We start from the raw sequence: 26,903 nt of genomic DNA, 5'->3' as shown, positions 1-26,903 counted from the left end.
ATATCTTCTCCGATTAGGTTTAGAGCTTTCAATATTTAGCCTTGATGAGAATATTCTAGAAAAAATTAGAATTCTTCAAATGTAGGTCTTTTCTTCTTTACGAAAGTTCCTACTCTCAAATCTCTTAAAGCTTCCATTATCTGATCTTCAGTGTTCATAACTATTGGACCATACCAGGCTACAGGCTCGTTAATAGGTTTGCCAGAAAGTAAGATGAATCTACCTTTACCACTTATATCCACTTCGTCTCCCTCTCTATCAAATACGATTAAAGTCCCTTCCCCTACGGAAGTGTTAGCTGTATTAATATCCCCGCTAACCACGTATACTAGAACAGTGTAGCCGTTCTTTACCGGTATTTTTACCTGCCCATCTAGAACTATGTCAAAATACGTGGGATCAACTGGACTTTTTACCCTTACTGGACCTTCAAAACCTTTGTATTCTCCAGCAAGTATTTGAATAGTTCCGAAATCATAAGTTTCCTTAGGAATTTGTTTTACATCTCTATAAACTGGGTCAGTCATCTTCATGTAGGATGGTAAGTTTATCCATAATTGTAGCCCATTCATCTCCTCTGGCTTCTGATTGTATTTCACAATTTCCCAACCTTCTAATGGCATGGGCATCTCTTCATGAAAGATACCACTCCCTGCAGTCATCCACTGTGACTGTCCCGGATAAATTACACCCCTATTTCCTTCACTGTCTTGATGCTCTACTTTCCCCTTATATAACAGCGTTACTGTCTCAATGCCTCTGTGAGGATGCCACGGAAAGCCGGCAATATAGTCAGATGGATCTGATGAGCCAAAGAAGTCTAGTAATAGGAAAGGATCAGTTAAATTAACAGTTCTAGGTCCTCCGAAGACTCTGTACAGCTTTACACCGGCACCGTCCATTGTATATTTTCCTTTTATTAATGTACTTATGCCTCTTTTCATAATATAAGAATATTTTTCGTTGCATTTAAGTTTGATCCAACTTAGTCATGATTATCTAAGCTTATGAGTTTAAGGGAGAGGATAAACAAGTTTTATGCTCAAAATTAAATTCCCCTCTTTCAATTATAAGGTATATGAAATGTAATCTAGAAGTGTACCCGTTACCTAACGACTTTCCCAAGGACGAAGTAGACGTTCATAGGGTTATCCACAACGATGACAAGTATTTTATAAGGATAGATTTTAATAATTCGCCTAATTATATTACAATAGATAATCAGAAGATAGTCTTTCATTCTGAGTTTCTGGCTAGCCTAGCGAAGAATGCAGAGGAATGTAGCGTAACAGAAATAATGAAAGAGGTTATATACGGTATTCTTTACGAGTTTGGTTCTAAGAGAATTGAACTTCACAAAAGAATTGAAGATTTATTCCAAAGGATTGCTGAGGGCAAAATAACTGATACCTCAAATATAATATCAATACATTCCTCAATAATTACGCTCTATTCCGATTCTTCATCCCTATATTATGTGGTGAAGAAGTTGTCTAAATTCTTAGATAAGGAAGTCGAAGAGGATTGCTTATTCGCCTATGATAGGGCTGAAATATTGGTCACAAGGGAATCTGATCTATACAACATATACTTAACTGAAATACAGAATAATTTAAATATAATTATAAAGAAATTAACTTCCATATCCTTTATCTTTCTACCCATTACGGCAATAGCGAGTATATACGCTGTAAGCTTCGTGAACTTACCCTCTAATTTCATGACTTTAAATTTTGTATATTTTACCATTCCTTTAGTATTAATTGGAATATTGTTAACGATTTATTTGAGAAAAATTGGATGGCTATGATAAAAGAACGGCAAACCTTACCCTTCAGTGTGAGGTCAAATTTATTGTTAAAGAGAATAAACAGTTCAGATTGAACGTTTTAGGCGTTTTTTAATTTTGAACAGGATTACTCTAATTTGAATCCTCTTTATAGAATACTATACGATCTAACTTGAGTAAAATTTTAAGTTAACTCTCATGATAATTATAACATGGTAGATAGGGTAAGGACTTACATTCCCGGACTAGACGAGATATTGTATGGTGGTATTCCGGAAAGGAGCATTGTATTACTTTCCGGTGGCCCTGGAACCGGGAAGTCAATAGCAGCTAAACAGTTTATATATAATGGATTGGTTAGAGATGAGGCTGGAATCTATGTCACCTTAGAGGAGCATCCAGTATCCGTCTTAAGGAGTTTTAAGCACTTCAATTGGGACGTGATGAAATATGAAAAGGATGGAAAGTTTGCAATAGTTGATGCATTTACTGGAGGAGTTGGAAGTATTGCTCAAAGAGAAAAATACGTTGTCAAACAAGTTGACAGTGTAGATGAACTTTCTGAAGTATTAAGACAAGCAATAAAGGATATTAAGGCAACTAGATTAGCTATTGACTCAGTCAGTACGCTTTATTTAACTAAACCAGCCATGGCTAGAAGTGTTGTAATGAAGTTGAAGAGAGTCATATCAGGCTTAGGTTGTACAGCTTTCTTCGTTAGCCAAGTATCTGTAGGTGAAAGAGGTTTTGGAGGACCAGGTGTTGAACACGCTGTTGATGGAATAATAAGGCTAGACTTAGATGAAATAGATGGTAAGTTATATAGGTCAATAATTGTGTGGAAGATGAGGGATACTAAAATATCTATGGTTAGACACCCTATGGAGATAGCTGACAACGGAATAGTAGTTGAGTGGGATAAATATCTTAGGATAGCTCCAAATTCTGCATCGATTTTGCCGTTAAGCAAAGAGGAAATTGAGGAGATGAAGAAATCTGTAGAACAGGTTGAACTTAAAGGTAAAGAGAGAAGAGTAATAGAGGAAGAAGAGGAGTGATTCACTTTTCTTTTAGCCTAAAGTTAATTAACTTTCCCCTTAGAAGTTTCATAATTTCTAAGTTAATATCGTCTATTTCTCCAATTAAGTTAAAAGGTGCTACGTCTAAGTCCCTTGTAAATATCCATATATCTCTTCCCCTCAAAGCTACGGAGTTCCTAAATATTTTAGTATAACACTTACAGTTAAGGGGAAATTGCTGATCAGTTATTGCTACAATAGCGTATTCTCTATCCTCATCTTCCACCCTAAACTTGTTTTTAGTCAAATATTCAATCACATCTTCTCTGTAAACCTTTATCCTCACAACGTTCCCTTCTAATCTAGCTACTTCTTGAACTTGGATTAGCCATTCCTCTTTAGGAATTGGGTCCCCTATTAACACCCTATCAACGTATTTAAAAAGGTAGTTTGCGGAATCAAATGGTTCTATAAATCGCAATATTTCTAATGTAGTTCTCAAGTTAAACATAGGCGTGGATATGAAAGCACCTATTTCAATACCTTTCTCCTTAAGCAATCTATTCTTTTCATGAAAAATCTCTCTAGAAATCCCAGAGTATATAACAGGGTAGTAATTATGTATGGCCTTTACTCTTTCTGGATCGGCATTCCTTGTAATATACTCTAATTCTTCTCTAGTTACTAACATTGGATTCAGCTCGACGATTAATTGCCTACTCATTTCAACTATCTCTTCCTTCTTGAACCCATAATCAGCCCTAACTCCCTTAAAGCCAGCCTCTTTAAACTTAGACAGATCTCTCGGAGAGGAGTTGAGTTCCTTCAAAATTTCTGGATTAATATCTAGAAAAGCGTAATAGTCATCAGCGCCCCTTAATAATTCTTTCGCTATTTCAAAAGCTTCTCTAACTGGTGTTTTCCAATGTGTTCCGGGACCTATACCCATGAAGATCTCAGAAAAGCCATAATCTCTAGCTATTTTCATTAACTTAATCTGTTCCTCCTTAATCTCCTTCCATCCCGGAAATATCGAAAACCCAATCTTCTTCATAATTGGAGAAATGTGTGATTAGTATATTACTTTTTCTTTTCATGTTCAACGGAAACACCCTTTATCGAAACAACTTCCTCCTTGCCCTAAAGGGCGAGGTTTTCATAACTTTGTAAATATTTTAGATACTAATAAAAAATAACTAGCCTTTTAAGGCAGGGGATAAAGTTTGAATAAACAATCTTAAAGGTTATTCTTGTGCCTTAGTTGTTAGTAAACACTTTAAGCTCATGGATATTGTGCTAAAGAGGTTGATAAAAAAGATGGGCAACTTTCAAGGTATTTGATGAACTTGGAGGGAAGCCATAGAGGGTAGATGAGAATGCTCCTCAGTACATGTAAATATAAGTCCAGAGAAAGGGGTAATGTAGCTGAGGACCTAACCATCACTGGACGAATGAAGCGTGTATTAAAAACGGCTATGAAGGAGATAAACCTTCGAATAGGTCTATGGGAACTATAGCCTTTCAAGATGGGAGGAGATAAGTATAAAGTTGAGGAAAGTTTTGCCATTTACGGCTTGGAGGAAGTCAGTTCATTTACGGTCTTTTTAATAAGATATTCTACAAAAAAGTTATATAACGTTAGTCACGTATTCAGCTTCAATTATATCCGAATTAAATATAGCTTTAGCTATTTTCCCATCAAGTTTAGCCCTTAACGAATGCCCTGGACTTTTACCAGCTCTTAACGTGATCTCTTTTAGCCTACCTTCCCTTAACACGTGTAGGATAACACTTTCCCTTACTTCTAAGGGTTTTGCGGTATTATCTATACTAATGATTTGGTCATCTGGCATTAAACCAGCAAAGTCTGCTGGGGAATCATCCTCCACAAACCTCACTTTGTTTCCATCTAGGATAATTCCATAATATGGTTTGTCCTTATCAAAAACCTCTAAGTGTATATAGTCCCTTAAAGCTTTAAATATCTCATAAGCCGGTCTATATGCTAGGTAGAGTTCATCAAATCCCAAATTGGTTAAGATTCTGTCTAAGTCTTCAAAAGTGTATTTACCCTTATCTCGTAATGAAATGAAAACTTCATCTATTCTTTTACCCCTCTCAATCAGCTTTAGGTCAGTGTAAAATCCTAAGGCTAAGCCACCATCGTAATATGATACTGATGAGTTTAGGAAGTTTTCGTCTTGCTTATAATACTTTATCCATGCCGTTTTAGATGCTTCAGAGAGACTCACTCTCTTACTCCCTGGGAAGGTTAAGTTATGAAGAGAATTAAGTATTTTCTTCAACCCCTCGTTAGGCTTGATCAGATTACTTCTCAACGTGATTAACAAAGCCATGTAATCAGTGAAGCCTTCAGCGAACCAAAGGAGATCAGTATATACTTCCCTCTCGTAGTTGTGCTCTAAGTCCTTAGGTATTAGAACCTTAACGTTAAGTCTATGAAAGTATTCATGAGCGAAGAGTACAGCTAACTCCTTCCTATCCCACGATACGACTATGGCTGATGAGTTCTTGTGCTCAATACCGCCGTAGTTTTTATCCGATCTTCTGAAGTGAAAAACATATTTATTACTAGGCTTGATCACTTTATCAGCTTCCATTACTATTTTTCTTATCATTTCCTCATCTATCTCATCAATTGTTGAAACGGAGTGATAATCATCTATTATCAATTCCCTCAAATAGGGAGAAGCTTCAATTGGTGAATCAGCGAACTCATGGTAGTTTTCAGCACAATAATAATCTCCTTCTTTCTTTAATGTAGTGACCACATTCCAATGAACTAGAACCTTTACACAATACTTTTCATGCAAGTCTTGAAAAGGAAATACTGCGGGGGGATTAATAAATAAGTAGTCGTTGGTGGAAATGGCTTCTCTCTGATCCTTACTTGAGGCGTAATATAAGTATTTAAATTTGTCTTTAACGTAGAACTTGTTCTTAGAAATTCTAAATCCTTCTATTTCCACAACGTTTCTCTCTAAATCCCTTATCACGTATGAACCTGGAACATACGTGGGAAAAGTTATTACTCCTTCTTTACCTTCTGCTAAAATTTCTAAATACCTATTTCTAGGCTTTACTGTGAAGATCATAATAATGAAAAGGATAATCGTCTAATAAGCTTTTCAACGAAAATGAAGATAACTCCCACTATTAATGTCAGAATAATTTCAAAATATATCTTATAATTTACATAATAATCTTTATTCACAATTTCCACATAGCTGGAGTTCACAGCATAAGCGTTAGCATAAATGAATTGAAAGTGAGAGGTAGAATTGGTAACTACGAATTGAGGATTATAGGCATAAAGAAATACTACGTACTTATAAGTATTATTAACGATAATGTAAAGAGAAGGATTTACTTCATAGTACCTAATCGGATGTAATATTTGAGATAAGTTAATATATCTTAAATCTTTTAATGTAAGGTTAGAGATATTATAGTTAGTACCCAAGATGAGAGAGGAATTAACTTTGACTTTATAAACATAATAAGGGGTAAAATTACTTGCTAATGAGAACAGTTGAGTGTAATTCTCTAGATTAGAAATGTAACGAGATTCGAAAACAAAACCCTCTACATCACCCTGAATCACTAAGTATTTTACGTTAATAATGAAGAGGAGATTCCTAAGAAAAGTTATGTTAGATGCATTGTATGTAAACAAGTTATCATTTATTAAATGATAAATATAACCTAAGGCAGGATTAGCGTAATCGTATCCTCCACCTATGAAGACTGGTTTATTTAAAAATAATGGAAGAAGGTTAACTCCATAATACCAATCCGTTTGTGTCCAGAGATAGGATTGGGGAATTGCATAGACGTTAAAATTTCCTTGCTCATCATTTATATAACTCACAGTTTTTATGAAATAATTTGGGACATGAATTATAGCTAACCCTTGACCGTAGACAGATGGGAAGAAAGCTAAAATGGCTAAGAGGAGAAAAAGTAGAGAAGTAAGCTTTTTTCTATTAAACTCGTTAATAACGTAGGATAAGCCAACTGGAATTATAATGGATAGTATTAGTCCTTGAATCCAAAAAAGAGCTACTGTAGGTGTTCTAAAATCTACAAAGTACTTAAAGTGTAAAAATAAGTAATTATATACTTCACCGAAAGGTGAGTCTAAGTTTGAGGCGAAGGTTGCAGATATTAAATACAATATTACCCAAAATAACAGATTTTTATCCTTGTAAGCTAAGATGAATGGAATAAGTATTAAGGGTACGGTGAGAATCAGAAAAGGGATTAAAGTTTTACTTACTTGAAATATTCCTAAGAAAACGTAAGCAAAGGGTCTTGAATTGCTCACAAAGAATTGATAGGATAATTGAAGAAAACTCGAATCATTCAAGAAAGAGTTTACCGTAGGCACAGTTATGAAAAGCCAATAGGCATTAGCTAAGATGAAGAATATGGGAATTAGAAATAGGTTTATTAAGTTTATTTTTGATCTATTAAATATAAAGAGACCTACTATCAATATTCCTAGAAAACCTACTATTTCCCCGAAGTTCGCAAAATTAGATATTCCCCCTATTATACAGAAGAGGATAATCAATATGCCGTAATATCTCAATTTACTCAACATTTTAGTCTCCTCGAAGGCTTTCTTCAAGTAATAAATCAGTGGTGGAAACAGAGAGTAAAGAAACACGTTGGTGAGTATTACTATCCCGGCTAGTCCATTATAATCAGAGAAGTAAAACGCCCAGTTAGTCATGTACACTATGCTTACTATTAAAGGGGTTATCACATTATCCCTATATCTAAGGTAAGGGGTTACTATTTTATACATGTAAGATGCTCCGAGGAAGAAGAGTAAAATCAATAAAAGGTATTCACTATAATAGAATCGAAGTGCATTAAATAAAGCGAAAGCCCCACTAAACCATATGCTAGGGGCAGAGATTGTAGGACCAGATAGAAAAGGGAAATTGGATGTGGCGTAAAATAAGTTATTAATGAAATTTGACTCCGGGACATAGGGAAATGATAGTGTACCTTGATCACCTCCGTACCATAATCCTCCCTTCAGCCATATTACTATTTGAAGGATGACGTAAGCTAATATGACCATGTAGTCTTGTCTAACTCTTTGAGATTGCATTCATCTAGTTAGTGAAATAGGAGAATATATTACTTTTCTCGATATTCAAAATGGTTGAGCGATTTTATTGTGAATATTGAAATTAAAAATACTCATTAATTCATCTATTGCTGTATTATAATATTCTTATATTGCAGAAAACGATCTTAAGCTTTTTATTTTCATTTACTATTCGTATATCTATGAATAAAGCTGAGATGCTCTTTGAAGCGTATAAGAATAGAAGAGAAATTGAGCCTTTTCCTCTTGAGAAAGATGAGGCATTGCAAGTATATAATGAATTCTCTAGAATGTTAGTAGAGAATGAAGGTTTAGGTGGATATAAAATCGCTCTACAAGGTAAGGCAATTGGTGTATTAACAAAACCCATGATCACGTTTAACAACGAGATTGACTTATGGTTTAAGACTCATAAATTGGAGGTTGAGATAATAGCTCTAGTAAAGAATGGTAAAGTAGAGAAGACGTTTCTAGGTCTTGAGATACCTGCTACTAGGTTTAATACATGGGATTTAGGGGAACATTATATCATAGCAGATGACGCATTTGCAGGAAGATTGTATGTAGGTAAGCAGATAGAGCCACCTTTTGGAACGTTTAAGTTAATAATCAACGATGAGTTCGTAGCTGAAGGAGGTCCTACTTATAATCCTTCTGATGTAGTTAAACCTAACATGGAGGGTTACGTCTCCTTAGGAGTGTTCATAGGACCTTATAAGATAAGTAAGGGAGATAAAGTAAGGGTTGAAGGAAAGAAGACGATAACAGTGAAGTTTTCATAAAAATTTTTACTGATTAAATTCTTTTTCTAACCACTCCTGCCATTTTATTCCGTTCTCATCCATTCCTCTTTCAACCTCATACCCCATAGCCATCCATAGAGCCATTCCTCCTATCACGTAATAAGCCCTTCTCTTATAAATATGTGGCATTCCATAAGTCGCATATCTTGCCCTATTCCCATGCTCACAGAACACTGCTACGTCCTTATGTTGGGGAATATACTTTGCCAATATTTCCAAGTAGTCTAACGGTACTAATAATGCCCCGGGTATGTGATGATCTTCATATTCTTCTGGTGTTCTAACATCTAATATTATTACTTGATTTTTCTTCCACAACTTTCTTACCATCGATGGAGGTAAATCAATTATGTTTTTATAAAATGGTGAGGCGTATTGCTCTACCACTTGCATATGCTAATATACTTTAACAGTGTTTATAAGTTTGTCTAGAATATACTAAATAAATTTTGTTTTATAAAAAGTAATTAAAGGAAATTTAATCAATAGATAAATACGAGCTGGTAAAAATAATTGATTATATCCTCACGTCTACTACTCTGACTTCCTCTCAGCACTAAAAGGCGAGATTTCATCATCAAGTCTAATTATGAGCGTGTATCGTTGCTATCAATTCCATTATCGATAAGCTTCTTTGAAAATTGTATCGTCGATTTTCCTCTCCTTCTTATTCCAGACAACGCTATAATGTTTGTAGATTTTAATAACCTAAAAATATTATTAATATATCCCTCTCTTTGAATACCTACATCTATTTTTCCTCCTCAGAAGTCCAACTCTGACAATATTGATAGAAGTTCAGTATCATCTACAAATTCTTTTACAATACATAACCAATATCTTTCTATACATGTAGGAAACGAGCAGATAAAATGTTAGGCTAATTACTTTTATACTACTCTAGTGTATTTTTGGAAGTGGACTATGATAGTAAAGTAGCGTACATGCTAATAAACGTTTTTTATCAGCTAGTTATTGGAATGATATATCCCTTATTACCTCTTTTTATGAAATCGATTGGAATAAGTATTATTGTGATTAGTATTGTTATTTCTGGAATATCGATTATATCCTTTGCCTCATCAATAATTATCGGTTATTTTTACGATAGAATAAAGGGAAAGAGAAATGGTATGATAATGGGTATAATGGGTGAACTAATATTAATATTTTTATCGTTATTTTATCGTTTAATACTTGCTTTTCCATTATTAGGTTTCACTATATCAGCTATGTATCCTATGATCATGGTCTCAGCTTCTGAAGGAACTGAGGCTGAGAAGAGGTTTGGTTTCTTTTGGTTAGGCGGATCAATAGGATGGTCTATAGGTACTGGAATAACGGGAATTGTTTTTAAGACCTTAGGTATTAACTATATTTTTGGCATATCAGCCATCTTTTATGCAATTATGGTATATCTTAGCTTATCTCAGTATAGTAGTAAAACCAAAGTAGTAAGTGGAAACACGCCCGTACCCATTAGTCAAATGATTACGATAATCTCGTTTTTAGGAATATTTGTCCTCTTCTCAATAGATACTATTAAAAACCTCTATTTGCCTACCTACTATACCTTTGACTTAGGAGTTAGTTTACCCCTATCTACACTTACATTAAGTGTTGAGGCTATACTAGAAATACCATCGATCCTTTTCTTTACCTATTTGATTTCAAAGAAAGTAAAGAATTCAAAGGTATTCTCATTAAGTTTTATGCTTGCCTCTCTTTACCTCTTACTAAATTACATTGCATTTAATACTATTTCAGCATTTATAGCTATGTCATTTTATTGTCTAGTTTGGGGAAGTTTCATCGTATCAAGTAGTATAATTGTGGCAAACTTAAGTCAGAAGTTTAGAGGTTTAGGATTTGGAATCTTTAATTCTCTATATCCATTATCCGGTATTATTACACCCCTATACATGGGAGTTATGATAAAGACTTTGGGATATAAGCAATCTCTTCTCTATTTATCCCTTATTCCCTTACTAGTTGGAATATTTTATTACCTTATTCAATATGAAAATAAAGTAAAATGAGAGCTAATATTCATCGTAACATTTGGATTGCGTAGAAAATTTTGCGATTTTTTATCTAGTGTGCTGACTGAATCCTCTTTATTGACAAAATCATTTATTGAAAATCGACTGTGGGAAGGTTAATGAGACCAAAAAAGTTTGTCAAATCCTAGGAATAAGCTATTTGTTGAGGTGAACTGAAAAGGTAACATAAAGGCAGTCGAGATTTAAGGAGGAATTTATAGGATACCTTACAGCGAGGTGAGAGGATCTTGAAGGGGACTGACGAAGATAGGGCATTGATTTCCACTTCCCCAGAGAGCCTTTCCTCATTTATTTAATTGCTTCAGTGCTAACTCTATAGCCTTATCTAACTGAGTGTCTTTCTCATTTGCATAGTCTTCTGGCTTTATTTCTACTTCAATATCTGGATCAACACCGTAATTTTCTATCCCCAAACCGATATCGTCAAAGTGTAATGCAAATTCAGGTTGAGTAACAGTGGACTTGTCTGCTAATCTATGCCTTGGACTTATTCCGATAACACCACCCCAAGTCCTCTTACCTATCAGCACTCCTAACTTGTACTTTTTGAACAAGTATGAAAATACATCACCATCTGAGCCGGCATTCTCATTGGTAATGGCTACTAAGACCTTAGGTGAGGAGAAGAAGGGAATGGGATTTTTCTTCCCATGTCTAGGAACGTCGTATCCTTCCCTTTTAAGCAATAATTTCTGTAGGATTAACCCAGAGATAAATCCTCCTCTGTTAAATCTCACGTCAACTATCAATCCGTCCCTGTCAAACTCTGACCTAAATAATCTATAAAATTCAGCAAAACCTTGAAAACCCATGTCTGGAATGTGGACGTATCCTAAGAGACCTTTACTCTTCTCGTGCACATACTCCCTATTTTTCTCCACCCAGTATCTATATAATAAGAACTTCTCATCATGAAGAACCTTAACACTAACTCTCCTGCTCGCTCCATCCTTAGTAATTACATCCAAAATTATTTGATCTTTATTGAACAAATAATAATAAATATTTTTTATAGCATTATTTCCCACGTCTTCTCCATCTATTGCCTTTATGCAATCCCCTACATTCAGTTGCACTCCAGGATCCCTAAGTGGGCTTCTCTCATTTTCATTTGTAGGATCTCCGACATATATTTTGGTAATCCTAAAACAACCGTTATCATACTCAAATTCAGCTCCTAATCCTCCTACTTGTAATGGCTCTTGAGTATCATAGTCATAAGGAAATTCGTAGGAATGAGACGTTTTAGTCTCTCCCTGCATCTCTTGTATTAAATCTGACAATTCATACCTCGTACTTATCCTATCTAATAATCTCTCGTATTTAGGCAATACACTGTTCCATCCTTCTAGTTTATTCTCATTCCAATAGTTCTGTTTCATTAGCTTCCATGTCTCTCTTAACATTTGTCTCCATTCCTTATCGAATTCTACTAACACCTTAACCCTCGTTAAATCAATTACCCCTCCTTTCCTCCCTTGAGAGTTCAAATCTGGTTTAGAATTAACGTCAAACATTCTTAACGTGTCCTTAAACATTAGTATGATCTTTGACTTATCATTTGATAGTACGAAATCATTTAAGTTATCCGCGTAGGTTTCTTTACTCTTCGAATCTAAATCATAAACCTCTAGTTTTCCGTTTCCCTCATCACTAAACGATCTGACATTCCTTATAGGGTAAGATAGTAAGAAGACTTTATTGTTTTTAGCTCCCGCTATCTTAACGTAATTATCCTCATTCACTGGGAATGGTAATACCCTATCTTGAATTCCTTCAACTTCTATACCCTTCTTATCACTTACTTGTTCTAATGGTTGATTAAAAGGAGAATAAGAATTGCTTAACACTACGAGATATGGTTTAACGACTTTTTGGAAGGATAGGTTAAAAATAGCCTTATCATCTGTTGCTTCTAGATGTCTGGCTGAAAGGAAATATAAGTATCTACCATCTGGATCGAAAGAAGGCGAGAAATCATAACCATATGGAGTAGTGATTCTTATCGTCTTACCAGAAATATGACCTAACTTTATAGAACGTACCTGATGACCCTCTGGGAAGGAGTAAGCGAACCACTCACTATCTGGATGCCAGTCCATCTCAAAAATAATGTTGTATTCACTCTTGTCTATTAACTTGGCTGAATTATTTTCAATCTCATAAAGCCATAATTCCTGCCTATTGTTAGATATTAATACCTTCTTACCGTCTGGAGAAACATTGATTCTCTCTATCCTTCCGAAATCTATGTCTATCTTTTTACTATCCTTTCCAAGGATTACTAATTTATCATCATTAGAGTTTACAACTAACACTTCGTTAGAGGGTAAAATTTGAATTTGTCTATATTTGACACCTTGTTTCTCTCCTAACTGTACTGATGGTCCATCCCAAGGTTTCATTAAGAAAACCTTTCCTCTCGAAATTATACCTACGTAATTATTATTTGTCGAGACTTCAGTTAAGTATTCAGTTACGCTTACGAATTTAGGTTGTCTCTTCTTCCTATCTGTTGGTAAATCTATTTCGACTTTTTCAAGACTCTCTTTCTCAGGGTAATATATATAAATGTCTCCAGCGTTCTGGAAAACTATTTTCTCTCCATCAGAACTAGCATTTCTGCAATAGTATTCGGTAAAGTTTGTATGTTTCTTTAAGTCTTTTCCATCTAGATCTACGGAATAAAGATTAGCCACCCCTTCGTGATCAGATAAAAAGTACACTCTACCCTTCACGATCATAGGCCAACTTACTATTCCATTTAAGCTAACGAATTTATTGAAGGACTTACCTCCATCATAAGATATCCAAAGCTCACCTTTAGTTCCTCCCTTATAACCCTTCCAGAAAGGTAAATCTTGATACCCTCTGGCTAAGATTATAATATCATTACTCATAACGATGTTAGAAACTATACCATAGGGAAGCTTCTCAAAACTTCCATCATTTACGTTAACTTTGTAGGCTTCAGTCCATTGAGTAAAGGGAGTGTGAAAGTCAGTTATTACCAATATCTCGTTTTCAGACAACCAACCGGCAACTCTACTATTTCTACCAAAATAGGTCACCCTTTTGGCTTCCCCATCCCCTAAGACGAAAACATCTGAACTTGACTTGCCACTCTTTAACCAAAGCGCAGTAAAAGCTATCTTTTTTCCGTCAGGGCTAATTTTTGGTCTTATTGACACTCCTAACCCGCTAGTTAACCTTATAGGTCTGTTATCTTTCCTTTCAAGGTTTAACAGCCAGATATCATCGTCAGAGGTGAAGGCTAACAAGTTACCTCTGACATCCGGGAACATATAGTAACCAAGCATAGATATGATAGAGTAATGGAAAAATATAATTATTGCGCCGACTTCCTCTCCACCATATATGGCGAGACTTTCCATAACTTTGTAATAGAGAATTTTTAATAATATTAAAAATATTCAGTATTTATTTATATAAATTAGAAAATTGAGAATTTATTAATTTTTGAAACGGAGGACTTCGATCATGAAGAACCATAATAAGTTCCAGTCCTTAATTTAAAACGGAAAAGATATAGAAAGTTTCAGATGAAAATAGTATAAGTACACGAATTATTTAGAGTTGTCTCAACTTTGCTTTTTATATATTAAATGCACTTCATTACCACACTCACATAGCTTAAAATCAACCAAGCGTAATTTTGGTGAGTCATTCCCTATATATCCTTCACCTTGTGCGAAACTTACCCCATTTCCAAATATTCTTGGAGATACTGTCAACCTAATTTCGTCATATAAATCATTTTTAATAATGCTCCAAATCAAATTTCCTCCACCTTCTACCATTAATTTCTTGACATTGAAATTGGTGTATAAATCTTCAAATATCTCCTTAAACTCGCTAAACGTCCTTATAATAACCCCTTTTTTCTTCAAATTTTCACCTATGTGGGAATTGAGGTTCATGGTATATACTATTGTAGGAGGTGGGACTGAAAAAATCTTGTACGAAGGATCTAAGTTTAAGCTCTTACTAACTATAACCCTTAGAGGATCTTTATCCTTCCTCTTAGCATATTTTATAGTTAAAGATGGGTTGTCTACTCTCACCGTATTAGCCCCGACCATTATGCCGTCTACCTCAGTCCTTAATTCATGTTGTCTTTGCTTATCATAAGGACAGCTTAACTCACTATAACCGGTCTTGGTAGCAAGCCTACCGTCAATCGAAACTGTTGAAAATATTATTATGTAAGGTCTCATACGGATGAGATTGTACATTACAACAATTTATGTTTTCTTAGTAGTAAGCGCTAATATACCAGCTATCAGAAGAAGAACGAAGGAAACACCAAAGAATCCAAAGAATACTGGTAGCGATAGGACTGACGCAATTATTAATAATATCCCCCCAACCTGCTTATCTGAAATTAGCGAACCAATTAAACCTAGTACTAACGATGGTATCGCGACAAAGAATGGCATGAAGAAGAAACCTCTCATCATAGCAAATCTACCTCCCATCATTCCATAATATGGGAAGGACATAGTCATCATGATGAATAACGATACCAATATTAATATTGAGGCAACTATACCCAATATTTGATAAGTTTCCATTAATCTCACCCGTAAACTATTATCTCACCATACATTCCCATTTCTGCATGTCCGGGATACTCACATATGTAGTAATAATTTCCAGGGTTGTAAAATACGACGTTAGAAGAGAATGAATATGCATAACCGGAATTATAGTTTGCCGGAGGTAACATAGGGGTCATGGTTAGAATGTTCATTCTCACATACATCATAACGTAATAAGGATAAGGGGGACTAAGCGTAGTTATAGCAATATTGTGATAATCACCTTCATCTAGATTAATTAATGTTATATGGACTGTTGCACCTTGTGGGATCACAAGTGTTGGATTTATTAGACCATCAATTACGAAAACGTTATCTTCTGCGTGCATATTGGAAGGAGGTATATAATGGGTTAGATTGTAAGCTCTGGTATGACCCATAGATAATATAACTAAATTAATATCTTTTGTATAAAATATTATGGAATCGTTTGAGGGAAATATTTTTACATAAGAGGAGTTTTCAGCATGCGTATAACTTTCACCTATGGGAATTTGTTGGAGATTGGCATACCCACCCATCATACTACCACTCATCATCATTCCTCCATAACCCATCATTCCTAACTGATGGTTATAATAATATAACGACTGTTGATAATAGTAGTTAGGCAAATAGTAGTACGTGTAATATGCATAACCAACTATCGACGCTACTGTAGCTCCAAGTATTATACTTATTAGAAGAATCTTATTCATAAAATATTATTAGATATTGTGAATAATAAATTTTTCCTTATCGTAGATTTTCTGTAACTTTTTCATTATCTTAAATTATTTTACTATGTGTCCTAAAGAAATATTAAGCTTTATTATAATTTTTATCTTAATGTGATAAACCTATTACTCCGGCTAAAGTTTTTATCCTCTTAAAGGAGTTGAAATTTATGAATGTAATCTTTGACGTGCTAAATGAGATTCACGGATTTTTTGGAGCATTGTGGGCTGGAGCAGCATTTCTCAACTTCTTAGTAAAGCCTCAGGATAAGAAGCAGTACGAAAAAATGGGAAAGTTCTTCATGATCTCTTCTGTAATTACTATCATAACGGGTATCATTATATTCGCGTATATTTATTTAATACCATACAAAGGAAACCTATTTATAGTGGACGCGGTATTACATGAAAACCTTAGTGTTAGGATTAGAGCTTTCTTAAACCTAATAGGAGGGGCTTTCGGATTGCTAGCTTTTGGCTCGGGCATAGTGATGAGTAATAGGATTAGATTAGTCATGAACGTAAAAGAGGGTGATATAGCTGGGCTAGAGCTGAGGAGTTCAATAGCCAAACTATCAAAGCTCAACATAACCTTTTTGCTAATATCGATCGCAATGATGATATTAGCTGGATCTATAGCTCAAACTATAATTTGAAAAATACTAAATTCTCGCTCTTTCAAAATGTCCAACATGATTTGTTAATTTTTCAATACTCGCAAAAGGGATATGGTGGGAAGGAAGTTCAGTTTATACCACGATATTTTTAGCTAATCTTTACAACTGTTATTTATGACTTCATTTGGTCCAAAAGTTGAAGATAATGGCGTAACCTTTACCTTGTGGGCTCCATATCAGAAAGACGTAAAAGTTAAGGTATTAGGTAAGGGAGTTTATGAAATGGAAAGAGACGATTTAGGTTATTTCAGAGTTCACGTTAACAATGTAAGTGTCGGAGATAGATATAAATTTATTCTAGATAATAAAATGGAAATACCGGATCCTGCATCAAGGTATCAGCCTGAAGGAGTTCACGGCTATTCAGAGATAATTTCAGCCAATTATGATTTTTTACCCTCTTCAAGGGTTAAAATGAATGACCTCATAATATACGAATTGCACGTTGGTACGTTTACTAAAGAAGGGACATTTGAGAGCGCTATAGGTAAGCTTGATTATTTGAAAGAATTAGGAGTAACCGCAATTGAAGTCATGCCAGTGGCTCAGTTCCCTGGAAAAAGGGATTGGGGGTATGATGGAGTTTATTTATATGCAGTGCAAAACTCCTACGGCGGTCCGTTATCCTTCAAAAAGTTTATTAACGAGGCTCATAGGAGAGGGTTAGCAGTAATATTAGACGTGGTTTACAATCACGTTGGACCTGAGGGAAATTACATGACATTATTGGGACCCTACTTCTCAAGTAAGTATTCGACACCTTGGGGATTAACCTTTAACTTCGATGATAGTGGAAGCGACGAGGTTAGGAAATTCGTACTTGAGAATGTTGAGTTTTGGATTAAAGATTATAATGTTGATGGTTTTAGGCTGGATGCGGTTCATGCTATAATTGATAATTCCCCAAAACATATCCTAGAGGATATAGCTGATGTTGTGCATAAATACGAGAGAATAGTAATAGCTGAAAGTGACTTAAACGATCCAAGGATCATAAACCCTAAGGAAAAGTGTGGCTATAATAATGACGCCCAATGGGTTGATGATTTTCATCACTCAGTTCATGCCTTTTTGACAGGAGAGAGAAGTGGGTATTATGCAGACTTCGGGAGCATCGATGATATAGTTAAGTCTTATAGGGACGTGTTCGTATATGATGGTAAATACTCTAAGTTCAGAAAGAAAACTCATGGAAAACCTGTAAAGGATTTGGATGGATGTAAATTCGTAGTTTATGTCCAAGATCATGACCAAGTAGGAAATAGGGGAGATGGAAAGAGATTAATTGAGCTAATAGATAAAGAGTCTTATAAGATAGCTTCTGCCCTATATTTACTATCCCCATATATTCCCATGATATTCATGGGCGAAGAATATGCAGAGAAAAATCCCTTTTATTATTTCTCAGACTTCTCTGATCCTAAGCTAATTCAAGGAGTGAGGGAGGGTAGGAGAAGGGATAATGGACAAACGACTGATCCTCAATCTGAAGAGACGTTTAATGCTTCAAAACTAAGTTGGAATATCAATGAAGAGATTCTCTCCTTGTACAAAAACTTGATAAAAGTGAGAAGAGAGTATTTAACCCCATGTAGCAGAAATTTATCCATAGATTACGGAAATAGTTGGATCATAGTAAAATACGAAAGAATATTTATAATTTATGTATTTTCAGAATCAACTCTAAAAGTAAATTATACGGGAAATTTAGTCTTATCATCTTCACATCAATTTCCAAGGGAAATAAAAGAAGGAGTATACACTCTTAGTAAAGGATTCGCTGTGTATAAGCATTAGTAGATGAATTTAAAAATTTGGAAGATAGATTATACTTTTGATGAAAGGTAAAAACACAGAAGATAAGGAAAAGGACGAGGACAGAAAAACTAAACTCCTCATATTCTTCTTCAGTTTCCTAAATCCACCGTGAAGTTTTTTTATAGAATAAAATTTCTAATGTTAAAATTAGGGGTTTTTATCCAGAGAAGGAATTTACCAGATTTTTACGTTTAAATAAAGTGATATTCCTACATTACTCCTCGACATGAATAGAGAGGTTTTTCTCATTATTTAAGTTTAAAATCTCTCTAAGTTCCCCTTAGTTTCCTTAGATAAAACGCTTAAGAGTAAAGCAAACACACTTAAAATAGCCAAGGCAAAAGTTTCGACCACACTGAACTTGCTTATGCCTGTCATGATATCAACGATTGATAAAACTATTACAGACATCAGTGTACCTATTGTAAATCCTATACTCCAACTTATGGAAACCCCCGAACTCCTAATGTTAGTTGGAAACAACTCATTAACGTAGACCATTATTCCTCCCGACCCAAATAAGGCTAAGAAGCTCAGAATTGAAACTAAGTATAATGCTGAATTAAAGGAATTAATGAATAGAAATATTGGGGAAGACAATAGGTTAAGAATGGAACCTATTATTGACACCTTTCTCCTACCTATTCTCTCGCTCAATAAGCCACCTAAGAAAGGTGAAATTATTGTAATTACTCCAGACAAGGTAATTATCTGAGAAACTTCAACTTTTGTCAAACCTTTATCATATAGGAAGTTAGGTAGAAGTAATATCACTACAGCATTAATGGAAGCCCATAGACCGGTCATTAGAGATGCGAAGATAAACTCTCTTCTATAATTTTTGATTAATAGACCTAAGGGGTTTTTAACCCTTTTACTCTTCATGATCTTTATTGACTCTGGTAGAGAAAAAGAAAGAGGTATCATAACTATGGAAGTGAAGAACATAATTTTCCATCCTATGCTATCATAACCATTGTTACCTAGAATTGAATATAGTGTGAAGAACACTAAGGATGCTATTAGATATGCTGAACCACCTACTGAAAAGGCTGAACCACTGAACCAACCCCTATGTTCTTCCGGTAAATTCTCCAAACCTATTACGTTTATCCCAGCGGTTAATCCTCCAGTGAAGAATCCTTGAATAGCATACAATAAGATTATGAGAATGGGATTATGAGATATAAATGGAACTATGACCAACGGTATTACCGAACCAATCCCACTAATTCTCGTAATCAGCCTCCTACCATATTTATCACTCAACGGACCTAATATGTATGACCCCGGTATTCTCATGATCACACTAATTAGTACTGCCGAGTAAGCACCGATTACAGAATATTTTGAGAATATTTGAGAGGAAATGTAGGGTGAATTGAAGACTAATATAGTAGAGTAGTTGTAAACTAGAAAGGTATAGCTCAGAAAGTTGAGCATTATCATCTTAATATGCCATTTCTCTAACTTCATTAAGTGATTAGATCTTTGAATAATTAAAAGGTTAACTATTTTATGTGGGGAAAAGATTAATAATACGGGGAATATTATTTTAAGTATGGGATATGTAGTAAAGATTGATGATAGAGGAAGAATAAAATTACCTAAGAATTATTCCTCAATGAGTTCAATCATTATACTGGATTTGGGAAATTTCTTTATCGGAATACCAATCCCTAAGGATCCAATACTCTTTTCGTCTAACGTTATAAAATCCGAGAGGGATACCATTAAATTAAGGAATGATGCAGAGATCAATATGAAGAGGGAAATTGAAGAAAATGCTGATCGACACTGATGTTATACTGGCTCATCTAAAGGAGAGGGATGAGCTAAAAGAAGTAGCTGATAAAGTATTTTCTAAAATCTCAAGGGGAGAAATGGAGGTAATAGCGAATAGGGAATCACTTCATGAGATCTACTACATTCTGAGAGATGAGGAGAGGTTACCCATATCAGATATACTAAGTAAAATAGGTGCTTTAATAAGCATTCCTAACCTCACCTGGGTACCTACTACAATTGACGTAGATTTATTAGCCTTAGCCTTAATGCAACAATATGGTATCACTTACACCTTTGAGGCTTACCAAATCGCGACCTGCTTACTACATGATAAGGATAAGACTATAATATCTACAAACCACGATTATGATAGAGTTAGCCTAATAAAGAGAATAGATCCTACTAGTCTAGTTTGACTGACCTCCTCCCTGCGAGGTTTGTCGCTCTTTCTATCTGTTTATACAGTTGAATTACCGTGTATAGCCCTCATACCTCTCCTAAGGGGATAAGCATGTTTAGGAAAAAAACATACGATATCGTTACCCATCTTAAGGGCTTCTGATCCTCTGGAAAAAAGCTATATTAAAATGACAATCAAAATTGTTGCAATAGGTAACATGAGTAGACTTATGAATAGAATGAGAGCCTTCTTATTGCCAAAATTAAACGTGTAGCCCGAACCGAACCTTTTGGGTATAATTACTCTGTCGTCGTTAGGGTTGTAATAGAACATCCCCAACTTCCAGTACTTATCGTCGTCCTCTATAGCGTTACTCAACTTAAGTTTCCCTTGTTTTTCCAACTCCCTTAAGTACCTACCACCTTCGATACTCATCTTCGCTAAGCTAATCACAATACCGAGTATAGCACACGATAAGAAGGCAACCATAGAGAGTGGTAATACTACGCTTATAGAGTTTAAAGGAAAGATCCCCCAAGACCATAAAGTTAATAAACTCTCGAGAAGGGTGAGACCAGTTGCAATTATCCCTATAGTTGCTACTGCGTATTCCTTGCTACGTTCGTAAGATTTATAGTACTCTTCGGGGTAGGCTGGGTTTATACGCGGTTTTGAAACATATACTGCTATACCCACTATAGTGAAGATAAAGAGCAAAAAAGCGTTAATAATCTGATTAAGTAAGACGTTAACTGGATCCTTAGGTGCATAGGCTATTACTCCGTTTGAGTTAATGTGGAAAGGCAACTCAGAGGGTATGCTATGGTAGTCGACTACACCTAGGATTAACATGCCTAGGAGGATTAACCAAGGTAATGCTAAGAACCATACTCCGAACCCCTTTTTCTTACTAGTATCTATAACAGCATACCTAACATTTGGCTCCTTTATCTCGCCCCTCTCTAGGATTACCCTCTTCCTTGATGTAACGTAATTTACACTTCCCAGTATTAACAAGATTATAATTGGGAATGGTACGAGTGGTGAGACTTCAAATAGTAGAACCCCACCTAATACGAGGGAAATCACGACTATCATTACACCACGTATTCTGTATTGCTTAATTATCTGTTTACATTTGTTACTCTTTCTGAACTCTTCAGTGACTTTCGCACCTAACACTCTGTCTGGTGGTTCTAAAGAGGGTGCTACTACATAGAAGATCCCTAGTATTACTGATATTATCGTAAGGAATGTTGGAAGGATAAGTTCTATACTACTGACCGTGATCATCACCTTAAAGACGAGACTATGTCCTCGATTTCCTTTAATATTTCCTCCTTACTGACCTTCGAGGCTATTGCCCTATAAATTACAACCTTCAACATATTCTTCCAGTACTCGTCTTTGATGTCAGTCCTAACGATGAACCTCTTCTTGTATACTGTTAAAAACCCCTCATCAACTAGGTATTTGTAAGCCTTATCTACGGTAAGCATGTTAATACCTAACATTGTAGCTAATTCTCTGATAGAAGGTAATTTATCTCCGGGTTTCAACTCACCTTTAGCTATTAGTTCAATTATAGAGTTAGCTATTTGCTTATAAATGGGCACATTAGAGGAAAAGTCAACCTTAATTGTTATATATTTCATATAACATCATAAACATATTTCACGCCCCAACTTAAATATTTTTTTATTAATCTTATCTGATTGATGTCTTTTAGGGCTTGTAATTTCCCCTCTATAATAATGGCTTTTACTAATTTTCCTCGCAAAATTTTTTCTGGAAGAATTCTGAGGATTCCGAGAAAGAATTTATATTAGCTTCTGATCTCCTCCCCACCATAAATGACATGGTTTACCGCTCTTTCTATCATAAATTCTAAGCTTAACCATTTTATTAACTCGATAACTAATCTTTAATATTGATTGTTATATTTTTTAACCTTTAAAGCTAAGTTTCTTATTATGTATTTAGTTGGCACTAAAAATGGATTATATGAAGTAAAGGGAAAAGTTGAGAGAGTTTGTTGTGATGGTGAGGAAGTCTACGATTTTTTGCTAAGAGGAAAAGATCTATATGTGTGTTCTGCTGATAGCGGAGTTACTCTAAACGGTAAAAAATTGTTGGATGATAGTTGCTGGAGATTATACGAATATAATGGTAAACTCTTTGCCTTAGTTGAGGGACCCAAAATTTACACTTTAGATGATTTGAAGAAGAAAATACTCGATTTATCTGAAGAGGGAAAAAAGCTTGGTTGGAGTTTTCCACACTCAGAATACGCTCACATTACGGATATAGCCATCTATAAGGGAAAGTTCGTTGCTACGGTAGAGGAGGGAAACTTATTGGTTGGAGACGAACTTTCCTCGCTTAAACCAATTAACTTCTTCGCTGACTCACATAATTTGTTGCCTAAATGGAATAAACTGTTCTTAGCTACTGCCAATGGTTTTTATGTAACTGAGGATATGAGTGACTTTAGACTATTAACTAGAGGGTATTTCCATGGGATCGAGGATCTAGGAAATACATTATTAGCTCAAAAGATGAGTGATCATCCATTACTTCTATTTAATGATAGTCTAGAGTCAAGGACTTTGGAAATTGTATTACCTAGGCCTACTTTCGGAACTACAGCAATATCTAGAGTAAACGATAATAAGATCGTATATTCGACTACTTCTCTTTATGAGATAAATATAGGAAATACCCTAACATACGAGAAGATCGCAGAAGACATTCCAATGACGAGAAGAATAAAAGTGATTTATGAATGAGTTCTTCCTACAAAATTTTTAGGTAAAGATAAGTTTTTGATATTTAATTGACTTATCTACGAAAGGTTATTAAGTAGGAAAAATATAATAATGTTCATGATCATAAAACCTGAACCAACGATAAAAGATTTAAATTTTATAATAGATAGCTCAGGTTTAAAGCCAAATGATTTACTAAACATGTACAAGAAAATGGTCACAATAAGGTATTTTGAAGAGGGGATTAGGAAAGTATACCATGAGGGGAAAAACCCATTTAACATGGCATCAGGAATTATAAGAGGTGAGATGCACCTATCAATCGGACAAGAGGCAGTAGCTGTAGGCTCTTTATATAACGTTAGATTAGACGATGTAGTGGTAAGTACGCATAGACCTCATCATCACGCTATAGCTAAAGGTGTAGATCTAAAGAAATTAGCCTCAGAAATCTTTGGAAAGTCAAATGGATTATGTAAGGGAAAAGGAGGACATATGCATCTATTTGACAAAGAGAAAAACTTCGCTTGTAGTGGGATTGTAGGTGCTTCATTTCCTCAAGCTGCTGGAGCTGCTTTTGCCTTCAAATATTTAGGTAAGGATAATGTAGCTTTTGCATTTGCCGGAGAAGGAGCTTCCAACCATGGAACCTTTTCAGAAACCTTAAATATAGCCAGTGCTTGGGAATTGCCTTTAATAATTGTTATAGAGGATAATAAATACGCTGATTCAACCCCTAAATCATTTGTAATGTCAACCACTTTCCACTATCAAAAGGGATTAGCATATAACGTTCCATCTTACCTCGTTGATGGTATGGATGTGATAGACGTTTACATTACAACAAAGAAAGCTGTTGAGAGGGGAAGGAAAGGATTTGGACCAACACTGATTGAAGCTATAACGTATAGATACGTCGGACACTTTGAGGGAGATGGAGAGGAATACAGAACTAAGGATGAAGTTGAGTTTTGGTCCCAAGTAGATCCTATAAGGAGGTTAGAGAACAGATTATTAAGGCTTAACTTCGCTGATTCAGAAATTTTAGCTAAATTAAGGGAAGAGGCTAGAAGGGAGGTACAAGAAGCTATAGATTTCGCGATGAAAAGTCCGTATCCTAGCCCAGAAGAAGCTTTAAGAGGTGTTTTCGCATGAGGATAAGAGGAATTGCTCAAGCTATAAGCGAGGGAATAAGACAAGAGATGGAGAGGAATGATAAAATAGTAGTTCTAGGCGAGGACGTAACGTACTGGGGGGCAGTGTTCGGTTTTACGATGGGATTATTTGATAAATTTGGTAGGAAAAGAATTATTGACACGCCTATTACTGAACAAACATTCATGGGTATGGGTGTAGGTGCAGCCTCAGTAGGCTTACACCCCGTAATATCCCTAATGTTTGTTGATTTCTTAGGTGCTGGTTTTGATCAGATGTTCAATCACATGGCTAAGAATTACTACATGAGTGGTGGACAATTTCCTATGCCAATTACCGTAATAACTGCAATTGGAGGAGGCTACGGAGATTCCTCACAGCACTCACAAGTACTTTATAGCATATTTGCACACTTGCCAGGTTTTAAAGTAGTAATTCCATCAACACCTTATGATGCTAAAGGATTGACGATCAAGGCTTTAAGAGATCAAAATCCAGTATTTATATTCGGTCATAAATTGCTAACTGGCTTGCCTTTCTTACCTTTTGAAGGCATTGAAGAGGAAGTTCCAGATGAGCCTTATGAAATAGATTTCGGTAAGGCTAAAGTCAGAAAGGAGGGAAGTGACATAACGATAATAGGAACAGCACTAATGGTTCATAGGAGCTTGAAGGCTGCTGAAATGTTGGAGAAAGATGGAATTTCGGCTGAGGTGATAGACTTAAGGACTCTAGTTCCATTAGATGAAGAAACTATTATCAAATCAGCTAAGAAGACTGGGAGAGTCTTGATAGTTGATGAGGATTATATGAGTTACGGTATGACCGGAGAGATAGCTTTCAGAATTCAAAGTAAGACGCTAAGGGAGTTGAAAGTACCGATTTCGAGGTTAGCAGTGCCAGATGTTCCAATACCTTTCTCAGAACCGTTAGAAAATGCGGTAATACCAAGTGTTAAAAGCATATACGATGAGGCTAAAAAATTATTAATGCATTGAAATAAATATTCTACCATCCCTCTTTTCATCAAACAATCCCTTTAAGGCTTCAACACCGTTCTCTAAGTTATAAATTTTCCAAGTCTTTACTTTACAATCCCTGCATAAATCTAATAACTCTACGAAGTCCTTTCTATTACCCCTATTAACTCCTAGTATACTTATGTGTTTAGAGTATAGTTGGCTTAAGTTTACCTTAACTTCAGCACCCAGTAAGGTACCAAAAGTAACTATCCTTCCCTTTAAGCCAACAACTGAGAAACTCTTATCCCAAAATTGAGAGCCTAATGAATTAATCACCACATCACCCATCTTGCCCTTTGTGAAATCCTTAACCTTCTCTTCCACCTCGTCATAACTAACTACTAGATCTGCCCCAAAATCCTTAAGCCATGATTTTCTGCTCACGGCTATTACCTTAGCCCCAAATTTCTTCGCTAATTGCACTATGAACATTCCAGTGTTCCCAGAAGCTCCAAATACAATTACTGTTTCGGACGGTCTTAGGTTAGCCTCTTTTAAAGCGTGATATGCTGTCAAAGAAGCTACTGTCAAACTAGATCCCATTTCCCACGAATACTCATCTGGTAACTTAAACACATACTTTTCCTCTACTGCTACATATTCTGCGAAACCGCCGTTAGCGTCAACTCCTATCCTTCCACCATTCCTGCACACAGTCTCATATCCAGCCATGCACATATCACAAGTTCCATCAAATATTCTTCCATAGATTGTTACCTTATCCCCTACTTTCACACTCTTTACGTGATCTCCTACTTTTGCAACTTCCCCACTGAACTCTACTCCGGGAATATGAGGTAAGGGATTTACCTTAAGGCTATTCACAGTGTAATAATCAACTGGATTAACTCCAGCCATTTCGACTTTTATTAAAACATCATGGCTTTTCACTTCTGGATCTTTATATTCAGTATACCTTAAGTTCTCAATACCGTTCTTATCAAATACTAAAGCCTTCATCAATTAAAGATAATGAAAACGTGGTATTAAAATCGATTGTTCACTAACTAACCTTCTAAAAATTCCATTAAAATAGTTTTATTAAGCAAAATACTTTCTATTGTCCTCACGACCTTATTAAAATAATCAGTCCAACGTTTTATGCTTAATACACCCT

The 26,903-nt window shown here is 35.4% G+C and carries 24 protein-coding genes; 11 read left to right on the top strand and 13 right to left on the bottom strand.

Translation table 11 applies throughout. The annotated features are described in order from the left end of the window. Positions 1-65 precede the first annotated feature (65 nt). Positions 66-944 carry a pirin family protein gene (locus DMP16_RS00460; RefSeq protein ID WP_069284189.1) on the bottom strand — a complete coding sequence of 293 codons (879 nt, stop codon included), beginning with the start codon at positions 942-944 and terminating at the stop codon, positions 66-68. A gap of 134 nt (positions 945-1,078) precedes the next feature. Between DMP16_RS00460 and DMP16_RS00455 the strand changes: the two genes are divergently transcribed. Together DMP16_RS00455 and DMP16_RS00450 are read left to right on the top strand one after the other, a co-directional pair. Next, positions 1,079-1,810 carry a CorA family divalent cation transporter gene (locus DMP16_RS00455; RefSeq protein ID WP_069284188.1) on the top strand — a complete coding sequence of 244 codons (732 nt, stop codon included), beginning with the start codon at positions 1,079-1,081 and terminating at the stop codon, positions 1,808-1,810. A gap of 191 nt (positions 1,811-2,001) precedes the next feature. Continuing rightward, entirely contained in the window at positions 2,002-2,847 is an 846-nt protein-coding gene (locus DMP16_RS00450) for a KaiC domain-containing protein (protein WP_069284187.1), read from the top strand. A 1-nt stretch (position 2,848) separates the two neighbouring features. Here the strand turns inward: DMP16_RS00450 and DMP16_RS00445 are convergent, their stop codons facing one another. The 3 genes from DMP16_RS00445 to DMP16_RS00435 all read right to left on the bottom strand — a co-directional run bounded on the left by DMP16_RS00445 (position 2,849) and on the right by DMP16_RS00435 (position 7,954). After that, positions 2,849-3,862 (bottom strand): MupG family TIM beta-alpha barrel fold protein, encoded by a 1,014-nt coding sequence (locus DMP16_RS00445; RefSeq protein ID WP_069284186.1) that lies wholly within the window; start codon positions 3,860-3,862, stop codon positions 2,849-2,851. 574 nt (positions 3,863-4,436) lie between these two features. Continuing rightward, positions 4,437-5,924, bottom strand: a complete 1,488-nt coding sequence (locus DMP16_RS00440; protein ID WP_069284185.1) for a M61 family metallopeptidase — start codon at positions 5,922-5,924, stop codon at positions 4,437-4,439. Then, a complete protein-coding gene (locus DMP16_RS00435; RefSeq protein WP_143576808.1) occupies positions 5,921-7,954 on the bottom strand; it encodes a hypothetical protein in 2,034 nt (677 codons plus the stop codon). The genes DMP16_RS00440 and DMP16_RS00435 overlap by 4 nt, the downstream gene beginning before the upstream one ends. A 182-nt stretch (positions 7,955-8,136) precedes the next feature. On the opposite strand from DMP16_RS00435, the gene DMP16_RS00430 reads away from it, so the two are divergent. Beyond that, positions 8,137-8,736, top strand: a complete 600-nt coding sequence (locus DMP16_RS00430; RefSeq protein ID WP_069284183.1) for a 2-keto-4-pentenoate hydratase — start codon at positions 8,137-8,139, stop codon at positions 8,734-8,736. Between the two features lie 6 nt (positions 8,737-8,742). Here DMP16_RS00430 and DMP16_RS00425 read toward each other — a convergent pair whose 3' ends face one another. Continuing rightward, positions 8,743-9,150 (bottom strand): rhodanese-like domain-containing protein, encoded by a 408-nt coding sequence (locus tag DMP16_RS00425; protein ID WP_069284182.1) that lies wholly within the window; start codon positions 9,148-9,150, stop codon positions 8,743-8,745. Positions 9,151-9,674: 524 nt separating this feature from the next. Between DMP16_RS00425 and DMP16_RS00420 the strand changes: the two genes are divergently transcribed. Further along, positions 9,675-10,796 carry an MFS transporter gene (locus DMP16_RS00420; protein WP_231961308.1) on the top strand — a complete coding sequence of 374 codons (1,122 nt, stop codon included), beginning with the start codon at positions 9,675-9,677 and terminating at the stop codon, positions 10,794-10,796. 308 nt (positions 10,797-11,104) lie between these two features. On the opposite strand, the gene DMP16_RS00415 is transcribed toward DMP16_RS00420, so the two are convergent. The 4 genes from DMP16_RS00415 to DMP16_RS00400 all read right to left on the bottom strand — a co-directional run bounded on the left by DMP16_RS00415 (position 11,105) and on the right by DMP16_RS00400 (position 16,140). Beyond that, positions 11,105-14,140, bottom strand: a complete 3,036-nt coding sequence (locus tag DMP16_RS00415) for a S41 family peptidase (RefSeq protein ID WP_069284761.1) — start codon at positions 14,138-14,140, stop codon at positions 11,105-11,107. 282 nt (positions 14,141-14,422) lie between these two features. Then, positions 14,423-15,064 (bottom strand): 2,5-diamino-6-(ribosylamino)-4(3H)-pyrimidinone 5'-phosphate reductase, encoded by a 642-nt coding sequence (locus tag DMP16_RS00410; RefSeq protein ID WP_185957790.1) that lies wholly within the window; start codon positions 15,062-15,064, stop codon positions 14,423-14,425. 21 nt (positions 15,065-15,085) lie between these two features. After that, positions 15,086-15,415 carry a hypothetical protein gene (locus tag DMP16_RS00405; protein WP_069284760.1) on the bottom strand — a complete coding sequence of 110 codons (330 nt, stop codon included), beginning with the start codon at positions 15,413-15,415 and terminating at the stop codon, positions 15,086-15,088. A gap of 5 nt (positions 15,416-15,420) precedes the next feature. Then, positions 15,421-16,140 (bottom strand): sulfocyanin-like copper-binding protein, encoded by a 720-nt coding sequence (locus DMP16_RS00400; RefSeq protein ID WP_069284179.1) that lies wholly within the window; start codon positions 16,138-16,140, stop codon positions 15,421-15,423. Positions 16,141-16,328: 188 nt separating this feature from the next. On the opposite strand from DMP16_RS00400, the gene DMP16_RS00395 reads away from it, so the two are divergent. Further along, positions 16,329-16,814: a hypothetical protein gene (locus DMP16_RS00395; protein WP_069284178.1), complete on the top strand. Its 486-nt coding sequence runs from the start codon at positions 16,329-16,331 to the stop codon at positions 16,812-16,814. Between the two features lie 135 nt (positions 16,815-16,949). Further along, the gene (gene treZ / locus DMP16_RS00390; RefSeq protein WP_069284177.1) at positions 16,950-18,632 is read left to right on the top strand and encodes a malto-oligosyltrehalose trehalohydrolase; all 1,683 of its coding nucleotides are present in this window, start codon (positions 16,950-16,952) and stop codon (positions 18,630-18,632) included. A 279-nt stretch (positions 18,633-18,911) separates the two neighbouring features. On the opposite strand, the gene DMP16_RS00385 is transcribed toward treZ, so the two are convergent. Further along, positions 18,912-20,129 carry an MFS transporter gene (locus DMP16_RS00385; protein ID WP_069284176.1) on the bottom strand — a complete coding sequence of 406 codons (1,218 nt, stop codon included), beginning with the start codon at positions 20,127-20,129 and terminating at the stop codon, positions 18,912-18,914. An 85-nt stretch (positions 20,130-20,214) separates the two neighbouring features. Between DMP16_RS00385 and DMP16_RS00380 the strand changes: the two genes are divergently transcribed. Both DMP16_RS00380 and DMP16_RS00375 read left to right on the top strand, forming a co-directional pair. Further along, complete coding sequence (locus DMP16_RS00380; protein WP_069284175.1) at positions 20,215-20,454, top strand: VapB-type antitoxin; 240 nt, start codon at positions 20,215-20,217, stop codon at positions 20,452-20,454. Further along, positions 20,438-20,857: a type II toxin-antitoxin system VapC family toxin gene (locus DMP16_RS00375; RefSeq protein WP_069284759.1), complete on the top strand. Its 420-nt coding sequence runs from the start codon at positions 20,438-20,440 to the stop codon at positions 20,855-20,857. The genes DMP16_RS00380 and DMP16_RS00375 overlap by 17 nt, the downstream gene beginning before the upstream one ends. A gap of 161 nt (positions 20,858-21,018) precedes the next feature. On the opposite strand, the gene DMP16_RS00370 is transcribed toward DMP16_RS00375, so the two are convergent. Further along, the gene (locus tag DMP16_RS00370; RefSeq protein WP_069284174.1) at positions 21,019-22,134 is read right to left on the bottom strand and encodes a DUF5808 domain-containing protein; all 1,116 of its coding nucleotides are present in this window, start codon (positions 22,132-22,134) and stop codon (positions 21,019-21,021) included. Continuing rightward, positions 22,134-22,496 carry a GntR family transcriptional regulator gene (locus DMP16_RS00365; RefSeq protein WP_069284173.1) on the bottom strand — a complete coding sequence of 121 codons (363 nt, stop codon included), beginning with the start codon at positions 22,494-22,496 and terminating at the stop codon, positions 22,134-22,136. Before DMP16_RS00365 ends, DMP16_RS00370 begins: the two co-directional genes overlap by 1 nt. A gap of 318 nt (positions 22,497-22,814) precedes the next feature. Between DMP16_RS00365 and DMP16_RS00360 the strand changes: the two genes are divergently transcribed. The 3 genes from DMP16_RS00360 to DMP16_RS00350 all read left to right on the top strand — a co-directional run bounded on the left by DMP16_RS00360 (position 22,815) and on the right by DMP16_RS00350 (position 25,762). Next, complete coding sequence (locus tag DMP16_RS00360) at positions 22,815-23,630, top strand: hypothetical protein (RefSeq protein ID WP_069284172.1); 816 nt, start codon at positions 22,815-22,817, stop codon at positions 23,628-23,630. A 96-nt stretch (positions 23,631-23,726) separates the two neighbouring features. Further along, positions 23,727-24,764 carry a thiamine pyrophosphate-dependent dehydrogenase E1 component subunit alpha gene (locus DMP16_RS00355; RefSeq protein ID WP_069284171.1) on the top strand — a complete coding sequence of 346 codons (1,038 nt, stop codon included), beginning with the start codon at positions 23,727-23,729 and terminating at the stop codon, positions 24,762-24,764. Next, positions 24,761-25,762, top strand: a complete 1,002-nt coding sequence (locus DMP16_RS00350) for an alpha-ketoacid dehydrogenase subunit beta (RefSeq protein ID WP_069284170.1) — start codon at positions 24,761-24,763, stop codon at positions 25,760-25,762. Before DMP16_RS00355 ends, DMP16_RS00350 begins: the two co-directional genes overlap by 4 nt. Here the strand turns inward: DMP16_RS00350 and DMP16_RS00345 are convergent. Further along, a complete protein-coding gene (locus DMP16_RS00345; RefSeq protein ID WP_069284169.1) occupies positions 25,751-26,746 on the bottom strand; it encodes an alcohol dehydrogenase catalytic domain-containing protein in 996 nt (331 codons plus the stop codon). The genes DMP16_RS00350 and DMP16_RS00345 overlap by 12 nt on opposite strands. Positions 26,747-26,903 lie beyond the last annotated feature (157 nt).

The organism is Sulfolobus sp. B1, from assembly GCF_007050195.1.
GTDB lineage: Archaea > Thermoproteota > Thermoprotei_A > Sulfolobales > Sulfolobaceae > Saccharolobus.
Note: the sequence above shows the minus strand (reverse complement) of the source record. Positions and strands in the feature narration are given on the sequence as shown.